The 15,503-nt window shown below is 65.5% G+C and carries 17 protein-coding genes and 1 tRNA gene; 12 read left to right on the top strand and 6 right to left on the bottom strand.

The features are described 5' to 3' along the window. Positions 1-12 precede the first annotated feature (12 nt). The 3 genes from EDE08_RS26625 to EDE08_RS26615 form a co-directional block, all read right to left on the bottom strand. A complete protein-coding gene (locus EDE08_RS26625; protein ID WP_131871715.1) occupies positions 13-795 on the bottom strand; it encodes an alpha/beta fold hydrolase in 783 nt (260 codons plus the stop codon). Between the two features lie 4 nt (positions 796-799). Next, positions 800-2,095: an O-acetylhomoserine aminocarboxypropyltransferase gene (locus tag EDE08_RS26620; RefSeq protein ID WP_131871714.1), complete on the bottom strand. Its 1,296-nt coding sequence runs from the start codon at positions 2,093-2,095 to the stop codon at positions 800-802. A gap of 80 nt (positions 2,096-2,175) precedes the next feature. After that, positions 2,176-2,976 carry an IclR family transcriptional regulator gene (locus EDE08_RS26615; RefSeq protein WP_131871713.1) on the bottom strand — a complete coding sequence of 267 codons (801 nt, stop codon included), beginning with the start codon at positions 2,974-2,976 and terminating at the stop codon, positions 2,176-2,178. Between the two features lie 128 nt (positions 2,977-3,104). On the opposite strand from EDE08_RS26615, the gene EDE08_RS26610 reads away from it, so the two are divergent. The 6 genes from EDE08_RS26610 to EDE08_RS26585 are packed head-to-tail and all read left to right on the top strand — an operon-like array spanning position 3,105 to position 7,721. Then, positions 3,105-4,070, top strand: a complete 966-nt coding sequence (locus EDE08_RS26610) for a Bug family tripartite tricarboxylate transporter substrate binding protein (protein ID WP_131871712.1) — start codon at positions 3,105-3,107, stop codon at positions 4,068-4,070. A 3-nt stretch (positions 4,071-4,073) separates the two neighbouring features. Next, positions 4,074-4,691, top strand: a complete 618-nt coding sequence (locus EDE08_RS26605; RefSeq protein ID WP_131871711.1) for a flavin reductase family protein — start codon at positions 4,074-4,076, stop codon at positions 4,689-4,691. A gap of 53 nt (positions 4,692-4,744) precedes the next feature. After that, entirely contained in the window at positions 4,745-5,605 is an 861-nt protein-coding gene (locus tag EDE08_RS26600; RefSeq protein WP_131871710.1) for a fumarylacetoacetate hydrolase family protein, read from the top strand. A gap of 3 nt (positions 5,606-5,608) precedes the next feature. Next, a complete protein-coding gene (gene hpaH, locus EDE08_RS26595) occupies positions 5,609-6,412 on the top strand; it encodes a 2-oxo-hept-4-ene-1,7-dioate hydratase (RefSeq protein WP_131871709.1) in 804 nt (267 codons plus the stop codon). 25 nt (positions 6,413-6,437) lie between these two features. Next, the gene (locus EDE08_RS26590) at positions 6,438-6,833 is read left to right on the top strand and encodes a RidA family protein (protein ID WP_131871708.1); all 396 of its coding nucleotides are present in this window, start codon (positions 6,438-6,440) and stop codon (positions 6,831-6,833) included. 12 nt (positions 6,834-6,845) lie between these two features. Next, positions 6,846-7,721, top strand: coding sequence for an amidohydrolase family protein (locus tag EDE08_RS26585; RefSeq protein WP_131871707.1), 876 nt, complete (start codon positions 6,846-6,848; stop codon positions 7,719-7,721). A gap of 213 nt (positions 7,722-7,934) precedes the next feature. Here the strand turns inward: EDE08_RS26585 and EDE08_RS26580 are convergent, their stop codons facing one another. After that, positions 7,935-8,942, bottom strand: a complete 1,008-nt coding sequence (locus EDE08_RS26580) for an LLM class flavin-dependent oxidoreductase (protein WP_131871706.1) — start codon at positions 8,940-8,942, stop codon at positions 7,935-7,937. A 294-nt stretch (positions 8,943-9,236) separates the two neighbouring features. Between EDE08_RS26580 and EDE08_RS26575 the strand changes: the two genes are divergently transcribed. From EDE08_RS26575 to EDE08_RS26565, 3 genes are all read left to right on the top strand, one after another. Beyond that, on the top strand, positions 9,237-9,740 hold the full coding sequence (locus EDE08_RS26575; RefSeq protein WP_061881166.1) for a peptidase associated/transthyretin-like domain-containing protein: 504 nt from the start codon (positions 9,237-9,239) through the stop codon (positions 9,738-9,740). A gap of 13 nt (positions 9,741-9,753) precedes the next feature. Continuing rightward, positions 9,754-10,383, top strand: a complete 630-nt coding sequence (locus EDE08_RS26570) for a ferric reductase-like transmembrane domain-containing protein (protein WP_131871705.1) — start codon at positions 9,754-9,756, stop codon at positions 10,381-10,383. Positions 10,384-10,522: 139 nt separating this feature from the next. Further along, on the top strand, positions 10,523-10,999 hold the full coding sequence (locus tag EDE08_RS26565; protein WP_131871704.1) for a Crp/Fnr family transcriptional regulator: 477 nt from the start codon (positions 10,523-10,525) through the stop codon (positions 10,997-10,999). Between the two features lie 1,134 nt (positions 11,000-12,133). On the opposite strand, the gene EDE08_RS26560 is transcribed toward EDE08_RS26565, so the two are convergent. After that, positions 12,134-12,484 (bottom strand): RidA family protein, encoded by a 351-nt coding sequence (locus EDE08_RS26560; protein ID WP_131871703.1) that lies wholly within the window; start codon positions 12,482-12,484, stop codon positions 12,134-12,136. A gap of 78 nt (positions 12,485-12,562) precedes the next feature. Continuing rightward, positions 12,563-12,637: transfer RNA gene (locus tag EDE08_RS26555), tRNA-Thr, on the bottom strand. Between the two features lie 317 nt (positions 12,638-12,954). Between EDE08_RS26555 and EDE08_RS26550 the strand changes: the two genes are divergently transcribed. The 3 genes from EDE08_RS26550 (at position 12,955) to EDE08_RS26540 (ending at position 15,321) form a co-directional block, all read left to right on the top strand. Continuing rightward, positions 12,955-13,143 (top strand): hypothetical protein, encoded by a 189-nt coding sequence (locus EDE08_RS26550; protein WP_131871702.1) that lies wholly within the window; start codon positions 12,955-12,957, stop codon positions 13,141-13,143. A gap of 37 nt (positions 13,144-13,180) precedes the next feature. Next, positions 13,181-14,887: an FAD-dependent oxidoreductase gene (locus EDE08_RS26545; RefSeq protein ID WP_165936213.1), complete on the top strand. Its 1,707-nt coding sequence runs from the start codon at positions 13,181-13,183 to the stop codon at positions 14,885-14,887. 125 nt (positions 14,888-15,012) lie between these two features. Beyond that, positions 15,013-15,321 (top strand): EthD family reductase, encoded by a 309-nt coding sequence (locus EDE08_RS26540; RefSeq protein WP_035706504.1) that lies wholly within the window; start codon positions 15,013-15,015, stop codon positions 15,319-15,321. Positions 15,322-15,503: the final 182 nt, after the last annotated feature.

Below are 15,503 nucleotides of genomic sequence, written 5' to 3'. Positions count from 1 at the left end.
AGATCGATCCAGTCAGTTCCTCAGCGCCGCCAGCAGCTCGTCCGGACGTTCGGCCATGATCATGTGACCGGCGCCGCGCACCACGACGGTCTTCGCATGCGGGATCGCGGCCGCAAGCGCCTTGCCCGCCTTCGCCGGCGTCATCATGTCCCGCTCGCCGAGAATGAGCGTCGTCGGCACCTTGATGCTCGCCGCGGCGGCAAGCGCATTCGCATAGGCATTGCAGGCCGACAGATCCTTGAACAGCACGCCGGGCTCGCAAGCCTGAAGCACGGCCTGTGCGCCGCCATGCATCCACAGGCCCGGTGCGAGGCTGCCGCCGAGTTCGGCGCTGAAGCCGAGACCCCAGATCGAGACCATGTCGTTTGCATCCTGCGAATTGGCTTCGGCCGCCTTTAGGAGATCCGGGCCGACCGTCATGGTCGCGGCGGTGCCGATCAGGCTCAGCGCGGAGACCTTGTCGGGATGGCGCGCCGCCGTCTCCAGCGAGATCAGCGAGCCCATGGAATGGCCGATCAGATGCGCCTTGGTGGCGCCTGCCGCATCCAGCAGCGCCGCCGTCCAATCGGCCATCTCGGCGATGCTGCCGAGTGAAGGCCCGGCGGAGCGGCCGTGGCCGGGCAGGTCGGGCGCCAGCACGGCAAAACCGTGATGAGCGAACCAGCGCGTGTGCAGCGCCCAGGTGGAATGGTCGAAGCCGGCGCCGTGGATGAAGACGACCGCGGGCAGCGACTTGTCGAAGTCGCGGCCGCCGGTCGCCGCGAACACTTCAGTGCCGTTGACGGAGAGCTTCATGGCGTCAGACCTTTTGCGAAATGCGCAGCGCTTGGGCGAGATCGTCGATGATGTCGCTTGCCGTCTCGATGCCGACCGACAGCCGCACCAGCTCCTCGCCGATGCCGGCGTCCCTAAGCTGCTCGGCATCCATCTGCTGATGCGTGGTCGAGGCCGGGTGGATCACCAGCGTCTTGGCGTCTCCGACATTGGCGAGATGGCTGATCATGCGCAAGCTTTCGATGAACTTGCGCCCCGCCGGTCGGCCGCCCTTGATGCCGAAAGAGACGATCGAGCCGGCGCCGCGCGGCAAGAGCTGCTTGGCGAGCTGATAATCGGGATGGGTCTCCAGCGAGGGGTGCAACACCCAGTCGACGGCCTTGCTGGATTTCAGTGCCTCCAGCACGAGATGCGTGTTCTGCATGTGGCGGTCCATGCGCACAGGAAGCGTTTCCACGCCTTGCAGCAGCTGGAACGCGTTGGTCGGCGACAGGCAGGCGCCGAAATCGCGCAGGCCCTCGGTGCGGGCGCGCATGATGAAGGCCGCCGTGCCGAACTGCTCGTCGAAGACGATGCCGTGATAGCCGCCATAGGGCTCGGTCAGCACGCTGAACTTGGAGGACGCCCGCCAGTCGAAGCGGCCGCCGTCGACGATGGCGCCGCCGATCGCGATGCCGTGGCCGCCGATCCATTTGGTCGCCGAATGCATGACGATGTCGGCGCCCAGCTCGATCGGGCGGCTGAGATAGGGCGTGGCAAAGGTGTTGTCGATCAGCAGCGGAATCTTTGCGTCATGCGCGATCTGCGCGACCTTGGGGATGTCGAGCACCTCGAGCCCGGGATTGCCGATGGTCTCACCGATCACGAGCTTGGTGTTCGGCTTGATCGCGGCGCGGAACGCGTCGAGGTCGCGCGGCTTGACGAAAGTGGTGGTGATGCCGAAGCGCGGCAGGGTGTGCGCCAAGAGGTTGATGGTGCCGCCATAGAGCGAGCTCGACGCCACGATGTGGTCGCCGGCATTGAGCAGCGTGGCGATGGCCAGATGCAGCGCGGCCATGCCGCTCGCGGTGCAGATGGCGCCGACGCCGCCCTCCAGCGCCGCAAGCCGCTCCTCGAGAACGCCCGTGGTCGGATTGGAGATGCGGGTATAGATGTGGCCGGCGCGCTCCAGGTTGAACAGCGCCGCGGCGTGATCGGAATCCTGGAACACGTAGGACGTGGTCTGGTAGATCGGCACCGCGCGGGCGCCGGTCACGGGGTCCGGATGCTGGCCCGCATGCAGGCTCAGGGTCTCGAAGGCAGGCGGTTTTGGCGCGGGCATGCGTGGCCTCGTTGGTCGGTCGGCGATGGCGGCTCTTGTGCCATAAAAACGCGTGCGAAGTCAGCCATTGACAGCGCCGCCTAACCCCGGATCGCCTGCTCGATGGCGCGCGCCTCCCGCAACAGAATCTCCGCGACCTCCTGCTCGCGGCGGGGGCCGAGCCTGGTTCGAACGGCGGAGACCGTGATCGCGGCGGTTGGCTGTCCGTCCGGGGTCTTGATCCAGGTCGAGATCGATTTGGTGCCCTGCACGAGGCCGATCTCTCTCATGTTGTAACCCCGCCGCCGCGCTGCAGTGACCTGGCTCGTCACGGTGCCCACGTCGGTCCGGTAGGCCTCGAACCGCTTCTCATTCGCCGCGATGATCTTTCGCGCGTCCGGCGCCGGCATCGCAGCGAGGATGGCAACGCCGGCGCTGGAGACGCCGAGCGGCCGGCGCGCGCCGACCTCGATCGACAGCACCTGGATCGGATAGACGCCGATCCGGCGATCGACGCAGAGCGTGTCGTTGCCGGTGCGCACCGTCAGGAACAGCGTGTCGCCGATCTCGGCAGAAGCGCGCTGCAGCGACGGATTGGCGGCGACCAAGAGCCGCGAGGGCCGCGGCCGCGCGAGCGCCAGCTCAGGCACCTGGTTGCCGATGGCGTAGCGGCCGCTCTTGCCATGCCGCTCGACGATGCCTTCCTCGATCAGCACGTGGACGATGCGATGCACGGTCGGACGGGTGAGGCCGGTGGCGCGCACCACCTCGGCCATTGGCACACCGTCTTCGCGGCCTGCGGCAAGGATGCGCAGCACTGCGAGCGCGCGCCGGATCGCCTGCGCGCCCTGTCGCGGTTCCATGGCGCCGCGGGCGGATTTCGTCGAACGCCTCTTGTCCATAATATGGACAAGAACGCCACAATTCCCTCGACAGGGCAAGCGCGCATCTGGAGATTGCGGCCCAATCGGAATGCCATGCGAGGCGCCAGGCATTCGAACTGAGTTCGTAGCGCTGCCGGGAGGTTAACATGAGATTAATCTGGATTGCCATAGCTGCCGTCACTGCGATGCTGGCGGGGCCGGCGTCGGGCCAGCAATGGCCGGCGCGCAACGTCAAGCTGATCGTGCCTTATCCCGCCGGCGGCAATGTCGACAGCGCCGCACGCATCGTCGCCGACAAGCTCCAGGAGAAGCTCGGCCAGCCCTTCATCATCGAGAACAAGGCCGGCGCCGGCGGCATGATCGCGGGCGAAGCCTTCGCGAAATCCGCGCCTGACGGCTACACGCTGTTCGTCGGCGCCAACGGTCCGGTGCTGTTCGCGACCGAGATCAACAAGCGCGACGCCTATAATTGGAAGAAGGACTTCCTGCCGATCTCGACGATCTCGATGACGCCGCTGGTGCTCGAGGTGCATCCGTCGGTGCAGGCGACGAATCTCAAGGAGTTCATCGATCTCGCCAAGCGTGAGCCCGGCAAGCTGACCATGGCTTCGCCCGGCCCTGGCACCACCAACCACCTGCTCAGCGAGCTGATGCAGTCGAACCTCGGCGTGCAATGGGTCACCGCGCACTATCGCGGCAATGCGCCGGCGATCAACGATCTGCTCGGCGGCCAGGTGCAGTTCGCGTTCGACCAGCTCACGGTCAGCCTCCAGCACATCAAGGCCGGCCTGTTCCGCGCGCTCGCGGTCACCAGCCCGCATCGGCTGAAGTCGCTGCCCGACGTGCCGACCTTCGCCGAACTCGGCTACAAGGATTTCGACGGCCAGACCTTTACCGGCCTGTTCGCGCCCGCCGGCACGCCGGCGCCGATCGTGGACAAGCTGCACGAGACGCTGGTCGCGATCCTGAAGGATCCTGCCGTGGTCGACAAGTTCGAGAAGCTCGGCGGCGAGGCTGCGCCGATGACGCCGACAGAGTTCAAGGCCTATCTCGAACGCGAGGACGCCAAATGGATTCCGGTGGTGCGCAAGGCCAACATCAGGGCGGATTGATCAATGCGGATCGATCCCACCGAACTCGGCGCCGAGCGCATCTACCGGCTGATGACCGGCATCGTGGTGCCGCGCCCGATCGCGTGGGTCACGAGCCTGTCTGCCAAGGGCGTGCTCAACCTCGCCCCGTTCAGCGCCTTCACCTTCGTCTCGCAGAAGCCGCCGATGCTCGCCATCAGCGTCGGCCGCAAGGGCGCCGATTACAAGGACACCGCGCACAACATCCTCGACACCGAGGAATACGTCATCCACATCGCCGATACCCCGCTGATGAATGCGGTGCACGACAGCTCGGTCGAGCATCCGCCTGAAATCAGCGAGGTCGAGCATCTCGGACTCGAAACACTGCCCTGCGACCTCATCAAGGTGCGGCGGCTCGCTGCCGCGCCGGTCGCGATGGAGTGCCGCTTCCGGCAGTGCCTCGAGTTCGGCGAGGCCAAGAGCAGGCTGATCGTCGGCGAGGTCGTGATGTTTCATCTACGCGACGGCCTCGTGAATGACGGCAAGGTCGAGACCAAGGCGCTCGACCCGATCGCGCGGATCGGCGGGCCGCGCTACGCCCGGCTCGGCGAGATCGTGACGCTGAACACCGTATTCCAGACTCCCAAGTCGAAAGACTGAGTGCGCGGGTCTGTCTCGGGCCCAGCTGCCTCAAGATCATTGGAGGAAATACAATGCGACTCCTGAGCTATCTCCTGGATGGAGAGCCGCGCTACGGAGCGGCCGTCGAAGGTGGTGTGATCGATCTGACCAGGCGGATCGGTCGCGATTTCTCGGATGTGAAGGCGCTCATCGCAGCCAACGCGCTGTCCGATGCGCAGGAAGCGGCGGCCGGGCAGAAGCCCGATTACCCGTTGGAAAAACTCGTCCTGCTACCGCCGGTACTGGCGCCGGAAAAGCTCTGGTGCATCGGCGTCAACTACGCCGAGCGCAACGCCGAATATAAAGACAGTTCGGACCTGCCCAAATATCCCAGCCTGTTCGTGCGCAGCATGTCCTCGATATCAGGCTCCGGCCAGCCGATCGAGAAGCCGAAGGTCTCCGAGCAGCTCGACTACGAGGGCGAGCTCGTCATCGTGATCGGGCAGGGCGGCCGCCACATCCCGCGCGAGAAAGCGTGGTCGCATATCTTCGGCATGACGCTGTGCAACGAGGGCACGATCCGCGACTGGCTGCGCCACGGCAAGTTCAACGTCACGCAAGGCAAGAATTTCGACCGCTCCGGTAGCATCGGTCCCTGGATCGTCACCGCGGACGAGCTCGATCCGCGCGGGCCGCACGACATCATCACGCGCGTCAACGGCGAGGTGCGGCAGCAGGATACGACCGAGCGGCTGATGTTCCCGTTCGATGTCCTGATCGCCTATCTCTCTACCTTCGCGACGCTCAAGCCAGGCGACATGATCGTGACGGGCACGCCGACCGGCGCGGGCGCGCGGTTCGATCCGCCGCGCTGGCTGAAGGTCGGCGACGTCGTCGAGGTCGAGTCGAGCCGCATCGGCGTGCTCCGTAACACCGTGGCCGCGGAGCAATAGATCATGCTGGATGTTGCGACGATCGAACGCCTTGCCGCGCGCCTCGACGAAGCCGAGCGCACGAAATCGCTGATCCCGATGTTCACGAAGGAGTACCCGGATTTCAGTATCGAGGACGCCTACGCGGTGCAGCGCGCCTGGACCAGGCTCCAGCTCGGCCGCGGCCGCGTCATCAAGGGGCACAAGATCGGCCTGACCTCGAAGGCGATGCAGAACGCGGTCGGCATCTCCGAGCCCGATTACGGCGTGCTGTTCGCCGACATGTTCTATGCCGATGCGACGCCGATTCCGTTCGACCGTTTCCACGCGCCGCGCATCGAGGTCGAGCTTGCCTTCGTGCTGAAGGCACCGCTGCGCGGGCCCGATTGCACCATTTTCGACGTGCTCAACGCCACCGATTACGTCACGCCCGCGCTCGAAATCCTGGAGACCCGGATGCATCGCGTCGATCCGGAGACGGGCAAGGCGCGCAAAGTCATGGACACGATCTCGGACAACGCGGCCAATGCCGCGCTGGTGCTCGGCGGCCGGCCGATCCGCCCGATGGATGCGGATCTGCGCTGGATCGGCGCGCTGCTGTTCCGCAACGGCGAGGTCGAGGAGACCGGCCTTGCCGCCGGCGTGCTCAATCATCCCGCCAACGGCATCGCCTGGCTCGCCAACCGCCTCGCGCCGCATGACGAGCATCTCAAAGCCGGCGAGGTCGTGCTGGCGGGCTCGTTCACGCGTCCGGTCGACATCCGCCGCGGCGACACGTTTCATGCCGATTACGGCGCGTTCGGCTCGGTGTCGTGCCAGTTCGTCTGAAGCAACAACAATCAGGGAGCGCACCATGACGGGTCAAACGCGGCGCAAGAGCATCCACATCGGCGGCTTCAAGCACGTCAATCCGATTCCGAACGCCTGCCGCATCGGCAATCTCGTGATGTCGGGCGTCATCCTCGGCCGCGATCCCGCGACCAATGCAATGCCCGAGAGCCTCGACGCTCAATGCGCCAACATGTTCGCGCATATGAAGGCGACGGTGGAGGCTGCCGGCGGCACCACCGACGACATCATCAAGATGACGGTGTGGCTGAAGGACCGCGGCAATCGCGGCCCCGTCAATGTCGAGTGGCTCAAGATGTTTCCGGACGAGCATTCGCGCCCGGCGCGCCACGCGCTGCCGATGGACAACATGGATGGCGGCGCGCTGGTGCAGTGCGACTTCACCGCCGTGATCGACTGAGGAGTTTTGCGCATGCCGACCTATCTGCCGTTCGATCCCAATCCGCGCCACCCGAGCAAGGCGCCGCCGCCGAAGACGGTCGACAGCCAGTTTCACGTGCTGGGTCCCATCGACAAATATCCGGAGCGTCCCGGCGCCGCCTATCGGATGCCGACCGCGACCTGGGAAGCGGCGCTGCGCATGCACAAGGCGCTCGGCATCGAGCGCGGCATCATCGTGCAGACCACGACCTACGGTGCCGACCATGCCGTCGTGCTCGACGGGCTCAAAGCCATGGGCCCGAACTATCGCGGCTGCGCCAACGCGCTGGTGTTCGCCGAGGCGAGCGACTCCTACCTCGCCAAGCTGCATGATGCCGGCGTTCGCGGCGCACGCTTCAGTTTCCGCCAGGAGCTTGGTGCCGTGCTCTCCGATGCCGATTTCGCCCGCGCTATCGCGCGCATCCGCGAGCTCGGCTGGTACGCCAAGATCCAGCCGGAGAAGGACGGCATCATGTCGAGCGTCGCCAAGTATGAAGACCTCGGCGTGCCCGTGCTGATCGACCACATGGCGCGCCCCGATCCCGAAGCCGGCAAGGCCGATCCGAACCTGCGCAAGATGCTGGAGCTGCTCGGCAAGGGCAATTTCTGGGTCATGCTGTCGCTCGGCGAGAAGACCTCGAAGACCGGGGCTCCCTACGACGACGTAATCCCGATCGCGCGCGCCTATATCGAGGCCGCTCCCGATCGCTGCGTCTGGGCCAGCGACTGGCCGCATCCGGTCTCGGTGAAGCAGCCGCCGAACGATGCCGACCTGCTCGAGCTGATGTACCGCTACGCGCCGGACCAGGCGGAGCTCGAGAAGATCCTGGTGCACAATCCGGCCAAGCTGTTTGGGTTTGCGGATTAGTCGGAATAGAATTCGGCCACGAGCAGGCTCTCTCCGTTCCCTCCCCCCTTGTGGGGGAGGGGCAGGGAGGGGGGCCACACGGGGATTCCATCCGTTACGTACCGGCCCTGATACTTCGTTAAACAATCGATACCTTTTCCTGGGCTACCCCCCTCCCTAACCCTCCCCCACAAGGGGGGAGGGAGCGCACCTCCGTCGGGGCGCGATTGCGCCTCACATCGCCGGCTGCTTCGCCAACCTCTCCCGCACCTCGGCTGCGATCTCGAACGAGCGCAGCCGCGCGGCGTGGTCGTAGATCTGCCCCGTCGTCATCAATTCGTCCGCGCCGGTCTCTGCGATCAGCGCCCTCAGCTTCTCTTCCACCACATCAGGCGAGCCGACCGCAGAGCAGGACAGCGACTGGCCGACGCCGGCCTTCTCGGCCGGCGACCACAGCGCGTCCATGTCGCCAGTCGGCGGCGGCAGCGGCCCCGGCGTGCCGCGGCGCAGATTGATGAACTGCTGCTGCAGCGACGAGAACATCCGCTGTGCCTCGTCGTCGGTGTCGGCGGCGAACACGTTGACGCCGATCATCGCGTAGGGCTTGTCGAGCTGCGCCGAGGGCTCGAACCGCGCGCGATATTCGCGCAGCGCCGGCATCATCATCTGCGGCGCGAAATGCGAGGCGAACGCAAAGGGCAGCCCGAGCATCGCGGCAAGCTGCGCACCGAAGGTGCTCGATCCCAGGATCCACAGCGGCACCTTGGTCCCCATGCCGGGCACGGCGCGGATCGCCTGGTTCGGCTGCACGTCGCCGAGCAGCGCCTGCAGCTCCAGCACGTCGTGCGGAAAATTCTCGGAGGTGGTGGCGAGGTCGCGCCGCAATGCCCGCGCGGTGAACTGGTCGGTGCCGGGCGCCCGGCCGAGCCCGAGATCGATCCGCCCGGGATAGAGCGATTCCAGCGTGCCGAACTGCTCGGCGATGACGAGCGGCGAATGGTTCGGCAGCATGATCCCGCCCGAGCCGACGCGGATCGTCCTGGTCCCGCCCGCGACGTGGCCGATCACGACCGACGTCGCCGCGCTCGCGATTCCCGTCATGTTGTGATGCTCGGCGAGCCAGAACCGTTTGTAGCCCCACGCCTCGGCATGCCGGGCAAGGTCGAGCGAGTTGCGGAAAGCCTGCGCCGCATCGCCGCCCTGGCGGATGGGAGCGAGGTCGAGCACGGAGAAGGGGATCATACGGGGGCTGCCGGTGTGGAGGGCTGCGCGATCATGCGCGTCTTGAGGAAAGACATGTAGTGGCGGCGCGCAGGATGGGTAGAGCCCTCGCATGTTTCGTCACCAGGGGCTGGTGGGTTCTCCGCCACGCGACCCATCCTGCCCGCCAAGAGCTGCCTGGCCGCCATGAGCTGCGAATGCCCCGGTTCACAACACTGTTATTGCGACCGATGGTCCCCTCCCTCTCAACTGGGCGTTCTGCGCCTGTTGTTGTAGCTTGCTCGAGCAAGAGCCCCGTTGCCGGGAGGAACTGACATGACCAACGTCGCACTCGACCGCCGCAGCATCCTCGCCGCCGGCGGCACCGTCCTCGCAACCGGGGTCTTGGTATCGGCCTTCCCCGGCCTCCTGTTGCCCGCCCGCGCCGACGGCCTCGCACCGACCCAGTCGATGTCGGGCGGGGCGAACAACTATCGCAAGGGCGCGGCGATCGTGGAGCGGATCGGCAAGGGCGGCTTCTGGATGAGCGGCACCGTTCGCCGCGCCGGCGATGGCGCTCCGCTGGCCGGGCAGCGCATCCAGATCTGGGCGCACACGGTCGAAGGACAGGAGCATGAGCCGCAGAGCCATGGCGCCACGCTCACGGACAAGGACGGCAAGTTCCGGCTCGAGATGCCGCAGATCATTCCGATCTTCGGCCAGCCGCATGGCCACCTCGCCTATGACAGCGGCGAATTCAAAACCGTCTTCCTGCGGCCGGTGATGCGGAGCGCCAAGGAAACCAGCCTCGAGGCGCACTTCGTGCTGCAGCCGGCCTGAGCTGACTCTGCAAATGAGGGGATGGAGATCGGCTCGGGCGGTCCTGATCTGGGTCGCCCTTGCTTTGGCCATTTGCGTGCCGATCGCCGCAGCTGCAACAAGCGAGCAACTCGCATGGCGCGGCCCGGTCTACATTCTTGCCGGCTTCGCCGGGATCATCGCCCTCGGCCTCGTGCTGGTGCAGCCGCTGCTGATCGGCGGATATCTGCCGGGCCTGCCGGCCTATCGCGGACGGCGCACCCATCACTGGATCGGCGGTGCGCTGGTGGTGGCGGTGGTGATCCACGTCGCCGGCCTCTGGTTCACCAGCCCGCCCGACATGATCGATGCCCTGACCTACGCATCGCCAACGCCGTTCTCTCCCTTCGGCGTGACCGCGATGTGGGCCATCTTCATCGTCGCGCTGCTGGCTCTGCTGCGCCGGCGGTTGGGACTGCGGCTGCGAACCTGGCGCATCGTCCATATCCCCCTCGCGATCGTCATCGTCGCGGGCAGCGTGGTGCATTGCCTGCTGATCGAGGGGACGATGGAAACGATCTCGAAAGCGGCACTGTGCGCAGCTGTCCTCGCGGTGACCGTAAAGGTCATGATCGATCTCTGGAGACGACGGACGCTGCGCGGCGAGAGTGTTGCGCGGCAGTAAGCGCGCGGAACTGACCGCGCGTCGCAGACCTGCTTGATCGAACACACTTGATCTAACACATTGAGCGGCATTCATTGGGCGACGTCAGCGCCGGTGACCTCTGCTTGCCGCAGATGGCGAGGGCGCATATCCTTGCGCAATGGCCGCCAGCGATCCCGATCTGAAAGCCTTCCTGCTCGCCACACCGTTCTTCGGCGGTCTCCCGGAGCCGAGCCTCGACTTCCTGATTTCAATGCTGGTCGAGCGCCGCTTCAAGGCAGGCAGCACCGTCGTGGCGGAAGGCGAGCCGGGACGCTCGATGTTCATCGTCGAATCCGGCCGGCTGGCGGTGAGCAAACGGACCAAGGCGGACCGCGTCATCCCGATTTCCGTTCTGGAGCGAGGGGATTTCTTCGGGGAGATGACGCTGATCGAAATGCAGAACCGCTCCGCCACGGTGGTCGCGGAGAGCCCGACCGTGCTGTACGAGCTGACGGCCCAGAAGCTCTACGCCTGCTACAAGGCGGACATCCATGCCTACGTGATCGTCCTGCAGAACATCAATCGCGAGCTGTGCCGCCGGCTGCGCCGTTCGGACGATCGTTTCGCGGCCCTGCAGAGGAATGGCAACGATTGATGGTGCGCAGCCCGCAGGATGGGTAGAGCCCTTGCGAAACCCATCCTGTTTCGAGGCTCGAAGGGAGCCGATGGGTTTCGCTTCGCTCTACCCATCCTACGGCTACCGAGATCCTCGACGGGCCCTGGCATCACGACTTATCGTGCGCGTACTTCTCCAGGACCAGCCGATTATACTCGTCCCGGACGGCTCTGCGGGACACATGCCCCTTCCGGTCCTTGGCGATTTTCAGAAGATCAGGATCGGTCGGGGCTTTTGATTTCCGCCGAAATCTCGCAAAGAAAGGGGTCGTCGGCTCCGACATCCTTCCAAACAGGCGGTCGAACCATCCCATTGTGTCCTCCCGGACATGTCGCGAGCGAAAAGACTATCACCAGGAAATGAGGGGTCAACGTGCCGTGTGACTGCAATTTTCGAAGAGGCGCAACCGCAAGCTGATGTCGGCCGCAACGCTTCTGGCCCTCGGGCAAAACCCCCCCCAATCCCGTCAATCCCCTTCCGCGAAAATATTCTCCTTTACCGAAATTCGGAATTACGGTATCCATCGCGCATCCCGGCCCGAGGAGAGGGGCGATCGTACGTCGCAACGAACGTGGGTGGGGGTGCGGTGGACGCGGCTGCGTCGGGCATGCGAGGCGGGACCAGGGCGAGATGAACCTCGTGAGGTCCAACAGCGTGCGGACGGACGGCGCCAACATCCGGCGAAGCCTCTCGGCAGAGCCGGAAGCTGCGTACGGCGAAAACGCGTCGTCCTGACCGTCGTTGCTACGGTCAAGCCTTGCGGAGACGGATCGGGGCCCAACCGGGTCACGGAACATCGCCAATTCGCGAGGTGACGGAGGCCAGAAGGAACTCGGCTCCGGGGAGAGCGCGCATAAGCCGTCAACCCATCGCGCAGGGAAGGCCGGGTGTTTTCCGGCCCACCTGTTGTCCGCCTGCGCATTTGCGTGTGCAAATACCTGAGCGCAGCGGATCGTGGGTGCCAGCCGGCACCCGGCTTTCCCTGCGCCCTCTTCACATGGAGAGGGTCAAGGAAACCAGCAAAACTCGGACGCTTCGCGCCGCGAGAACCCTGCTTCATGTGTGAACACAGGAACGACCGAGCTTTCTTGCCTCGCCGATGCCGCTCGAGGATCAGCGGCGGGCGGCGATCGCCGTCAGCTCCAGCCTGACGCCCGGGCCGAGGTCCGCGACGCCGATCGCGGCACGCGCCGGCAGATGGTCCGCGGTGAAATAGCGCTTCCACACCTGGTTGAACGCCGCCTTGTCGGCGAGATCAGCCATGAAGATGGTCACCTGCAGAACGCAGGAGAGATCGGAGCCGGCCCCCTCGAGCAGCGTCTTCAACTGGCGCAGCACATCGTCGGCCTGGCCCGCCATGTCGAGCCCCGGATCCTCGGGAACGATGCCGCCGAGATAGAGCACGCCGTTATGCTCGACGATCTCGTGGAGCAGTCCTTCGTAGGGCAGGGAACGTTTGATCACGATGGCATCCGGGGAGTTGCGGGCTCGCTGGCCAGGCGCAAGGCTTGTTTCAATAGGGCTCGCTTCAATGGGAGAAGCTGGTGCTGCCAGACAGGATTGAACTGTCGACCTCTCCATTACCAATGGAGTGCTCTACCACTGAGCTACGGCAGCATGTGCTGGTGAAAGAATCGGGCGCCCGAGGGGGCCTACCAAGCGGGCCGATATCTGCCACAAGCCCCCCTCCTGTGCAAGCTTGCAAGCCCCGCCGAAACGAGAAAATCGAGCCGATATCGGGGCCAAAATGCCTCATTTGATGAGAAATCACCGACTTTCCGCCGATTCGGGGCCCGATATCCCGGCCAACTGGCCAGTTGCCCGGGACACTGGACTTGCTCCATTTCGCGTTTCGCACGATCGGATCGCGTCGGCCTCTTGAGCTGCCACACTTCGGTGGCATCCTGTCCCCGATTTCCGTGAATGGGCCCTTGATGACCGACCAGAACGACAAGAGCGCGAGGAAGGCGCGGGCATCCCGCGACGACCGGCTGAAATCGGCGCTGCGCGAGAACCTGAAGCGGCGGAAGGTGCAGGCGCGCGAACGCGCCGCAAGCACCGACCCCTCGCAGAAGGACGATGGTTGCCTAAATGAGGGGGCCGCCGGCAAGACCGGCAGTTGAGGCGGCGGCTGGAATTTTTGGAGTGCATAAGGTGGCCATGGGGCAGGACGAACCACAACGAACCGACCGTGACGCGCAGCTGTCGCGTTTCATTCGCCCCGAGCAGACCTTTCCGGCGCTGTCACCGGCCGAGATCGAACGGATCAGGCACTTCGGCGAAATCCGCACCTTCGCGGATGGCGAGTTGCTGTTCGAGACCGGCAAGCCCGGCCCCGGCATGTTCGTCGTGCTGAAGGGCCTTGTCGCCATCACCCAGCGCGACGGGCTGGGCCACGTCACCCCGGTGATCGACCAGGGGCCGGGGCAATTCCTGGCCGAGCTCAGCCAGCTCTCCGGCCGGCCTGCGCTGGTCGACGGCCGCGCCGAGGGCGATGTCGAGACGCTGCTGCTGCCGCCGGACCGGCTGCGCGCGCTGCTGGTCGCCGAGGCCGAGCTCGGCGAGCGCATCATGCGGGCGCTGATCCTGCGCCGGGTCAATCTGATCCAGGACGGCGCCGGCGGCCCCGTGCTGATCGGACCGTCGAACTCCGTCGGGGTGGTGCGGTTGCAGGGGTTCCTCACCCGCAACGGCCAGCCGCATCATCTGCTCGACCCCGATCGCGATCGCGATGCGGCTGAGCTGATCGCGCGGTATTTGCCGAAGCCCGAAGACTGGCCGCTGGTCGTCACTGCCGATGGCGCGGTGCTGCGCAACCCGAACGAGACCGAGCTCGCGCGCGCCATCGGCATGATCGGCGGCGCAAAGGGTGACCGCATCTACGACGTTGCGGTCGTCGGCTGCGGACCCGCAGGGCTCGCCACCGCCGTGTATGCCGCGTCCGAAGGGCTGTCGGTCGCCGTGCTCGACACCCGCGCCTTCGGCGGCCAGGCCGGCGCCAGCGCGCGGATCGAGAACTATCTGGGCTTTCCGACCGGCATCTCGGGCCAGGCCCTGACCGCGCGTGCGTTCACCCAGGCGCAGAAATTCGGCGCCGACATCATGATTCCGGTGACGGTGAAGTCGCTGGACTGCACGCGCGGGAATGGCGCATTTTCGGTGACGATCGAGGGCAGCGATCCCCTGCGTTCGCGCGCCGTGGTGGTCGCGAGCGGCGCGCGGTATCGCCGGCCTGACATCGTGAACCTCGACAAGTTCGAGGGACGCGGCGTCTGGTACTGGGCCTCGCCGGTCGAGGCGCGGCTCTGCGCCGGCGAGGAGGTGGCTCTCGTCGGTGCCGGCAATTCGGCAGGACAGGCCGCCGTGTTCCTGTCGGGCCACGCCAGGAAAGTGCTGATGATCATCCGCGGCGGCGGCCTGGGCGCCAGCATGTCGCGCTATCTCATCGAGCGCATCGAAGCGACACCGAACATCGAACTGATGTTCAACACCGAGATTACCGCGCTCGAGGGCGACGAGGCCTCGCTGCTGCGGCGCATCCGCTGGAAGAGCCGGTTGTCGGACGACGAGGATTCTGCCGACATCCGCAATCTCTTCCTGTTCGTCGGCGCCGATCCCGCCACCTCCTGGCTCGACGGCTGCGGCGTGACGCTCGATCGCGGCGGCTTCGTCGTGACAGGTGCGCAGTCCGAACAGAACCAGGGCAAGCTGGTGGCGCCGCTGGAAACCTCCGTGCCCGGCGTCTACGCCGTCGGCGACGTCCGCTCCGGCTCGGTCAAGCGCGTCGGCGGCGCCATCGGCGAGGGCGCGCAGGTCGTGGCGTCCCTGCACGGCTATCTCGGCGACGTCGCAAAACCGGCGCTTTAGGCACGCAGAAGACAAGGAGATGGCAAGCCGAATCCGGCTTGCCATCTTGCTGCGTCCCACAGACTATCGCTTCGTCGCGGGGCCAACCGCGCGTAGAAAAACAAAGATTCCCAAGGGAGGACCAAATGGCTGAAATCGTCGTGCTGTACAAAACACCCAAGGACGCTGCCGCCTTCGACAAGTACTATGCCGAGACGCACATCCCGCTCGCCAAGAAACTTCCCGGTCTGAAGAAATACGCCGTCAGCAAGGGGCCGGTCGCATCTCCGGCAGGTCCTTCCGGGATCCATCTCGTCGCCATTCTCACCTTCGACAGCGTGGCCGACATTCAGGCGGCATTCGCCAGCCCCGAAGGCAAGGCGACCGGCGCCGACGTGCCCAAGTTCGCCAGCGGCGGTGCCGACCTCTTGATCTTCGACACCAAGGACGTGTGAAGGATCGATTCGACTTTCGTCGGAAACGGCCGTCCGCCGTGACGGCGACGCGAAATAAATCGGCCACGCGTTTGTCGATTCGCACGATGACGCATGGCCGCGCCTCTGCGTGTGACGACAACGCAGGTGGCAATCCCATGAGGACCGTAATACTACTCTCAACATCTCAATGCGGAGAACAG

The organism is Bradyrhizobium sp. R2.2-H (genome assembly GCF_004346455.1).
Lineage (GTDB): Bacteria > Pseudomonadota > Alphaproteobacteria > Rhizobiales > Xanthobacteraceae > Bradyrhizobium > Bradyrhizobium diversitatis.
This window is presented reverse-complemented; position numbering and strand designations above follow the sequence as displayed.

Bases quoted from the DNA above. Each gene is read 5' to 3' on its own strand.
- EDE08_RS26625 (WP_131871715.1), bottom strand. From the start codon at position 795: ATGAAGCTCTCCGTCAACGGCACTGAAGTGTTCGCGGCGACCGGCGGC.
- EDE08_RS26620 (WP_131871714.1), bottom strand. From the start codon at position 2,095: ATGCCCGCGCCAAAACCGCCTGCCTTCGAGACCCTGAGCCTGCATGCG.
- EDE08_RS26615 (WP_131871713.1), bottom strand. From the start codon at position 2,976: ATGGACAAGAGGCGTTCGACGAAATCCGCCCGCGGCGCCATGGAACCG.
- EDE08_RS26610 (WP_131871712.1), top strand. From the start codon at position 3,105: ATGAGATTAATCTGGATTGCCATAGCTGCCGTCACTGCGATGCTGGCG.
- EDE08_RS26605 (WP_131871711.1), top strand. From the start codon at position 4,074: ATGCGGATCGATCCCACCGAACTCGGCGCCGAGCGCATCTACCGGCTG.
- EDE08_RS26600 (WP_131871710.1), top strand. From the start codon at position 4,745: ATGCGACTCCTGAGCTATCTCCTGGATGGAGAGCCGCGCTACGGAGCG.
- hpaH (WP_131871709.1), top strand. From the start codon at position 5,609: ATGCTGGATGTTGCGACGATCGAACGCCTTGCCGCGCGCCTCGACGAA.
- EDE08_RS26590 (WP_131871708.1), top strand. From the start codon at position 6,438: ATGACGGGTCAAACGCGGCGCAAGAGCATCCACATCGGCGGCTTCAAG.
- EDE08_RS26585 (WP_131871707.1), top strand. From the start codon at position 6,846: ATGCCGACCTATCTGCCGTTCGATCCCAATCCGCGCCACCCGAGCAAG.
- EDE08_RS26580 (WP_131871706.1), bottom strand. From the start codon at position 8,942: ATGATCCCCTTCTCCGTGCTCGACCTCGCTCCCATCCGCCAGGGCGGC.
- EDE08_RS26575 (WP_061881166.1), top strand. From the start codon at position 9,237: ATGACCAACGTCGCACTCGACCGCCGCAGCATCCTCGCCGCCGGCGGC.
- EDE08_RS26570 (WP_131871705.1), top strand. From the start codon at position 9,754: ATGAGGGGATGGAGATCGGCTCGGGCGGTCCTGATCTGGGTCGCCCTT.
- EDE08_RS26565 (WP_131871704.1), top strand. From the start codon at position 10,523: ATGGCCGCCAGCGATCCCGATCTGAAAGCCTTCCTGCTCGCCACACCG.
- EDE08_RS26550 (WP_131871702.1), top strand. From the start codon at position 12,955: ATGACCGACCAGAACGACAAGAGCGCGAGGAAGGCGCGGGCATCCCGC.
- EDE08_RS26545 (WP_165936213.1), top strand. From the start codon at position 13,181: ATGGGGCAGGACGAACCACAACGAACCGACCGTGACGCGCAGCTGTCG.
- EDE08_RS26540 (WP_035706504.1), top strand. From the start codon at position 15,013: ATGGCTGAAATCGTCGTGCTGTACAAAACACCCAAGGACGCTGCCGCC.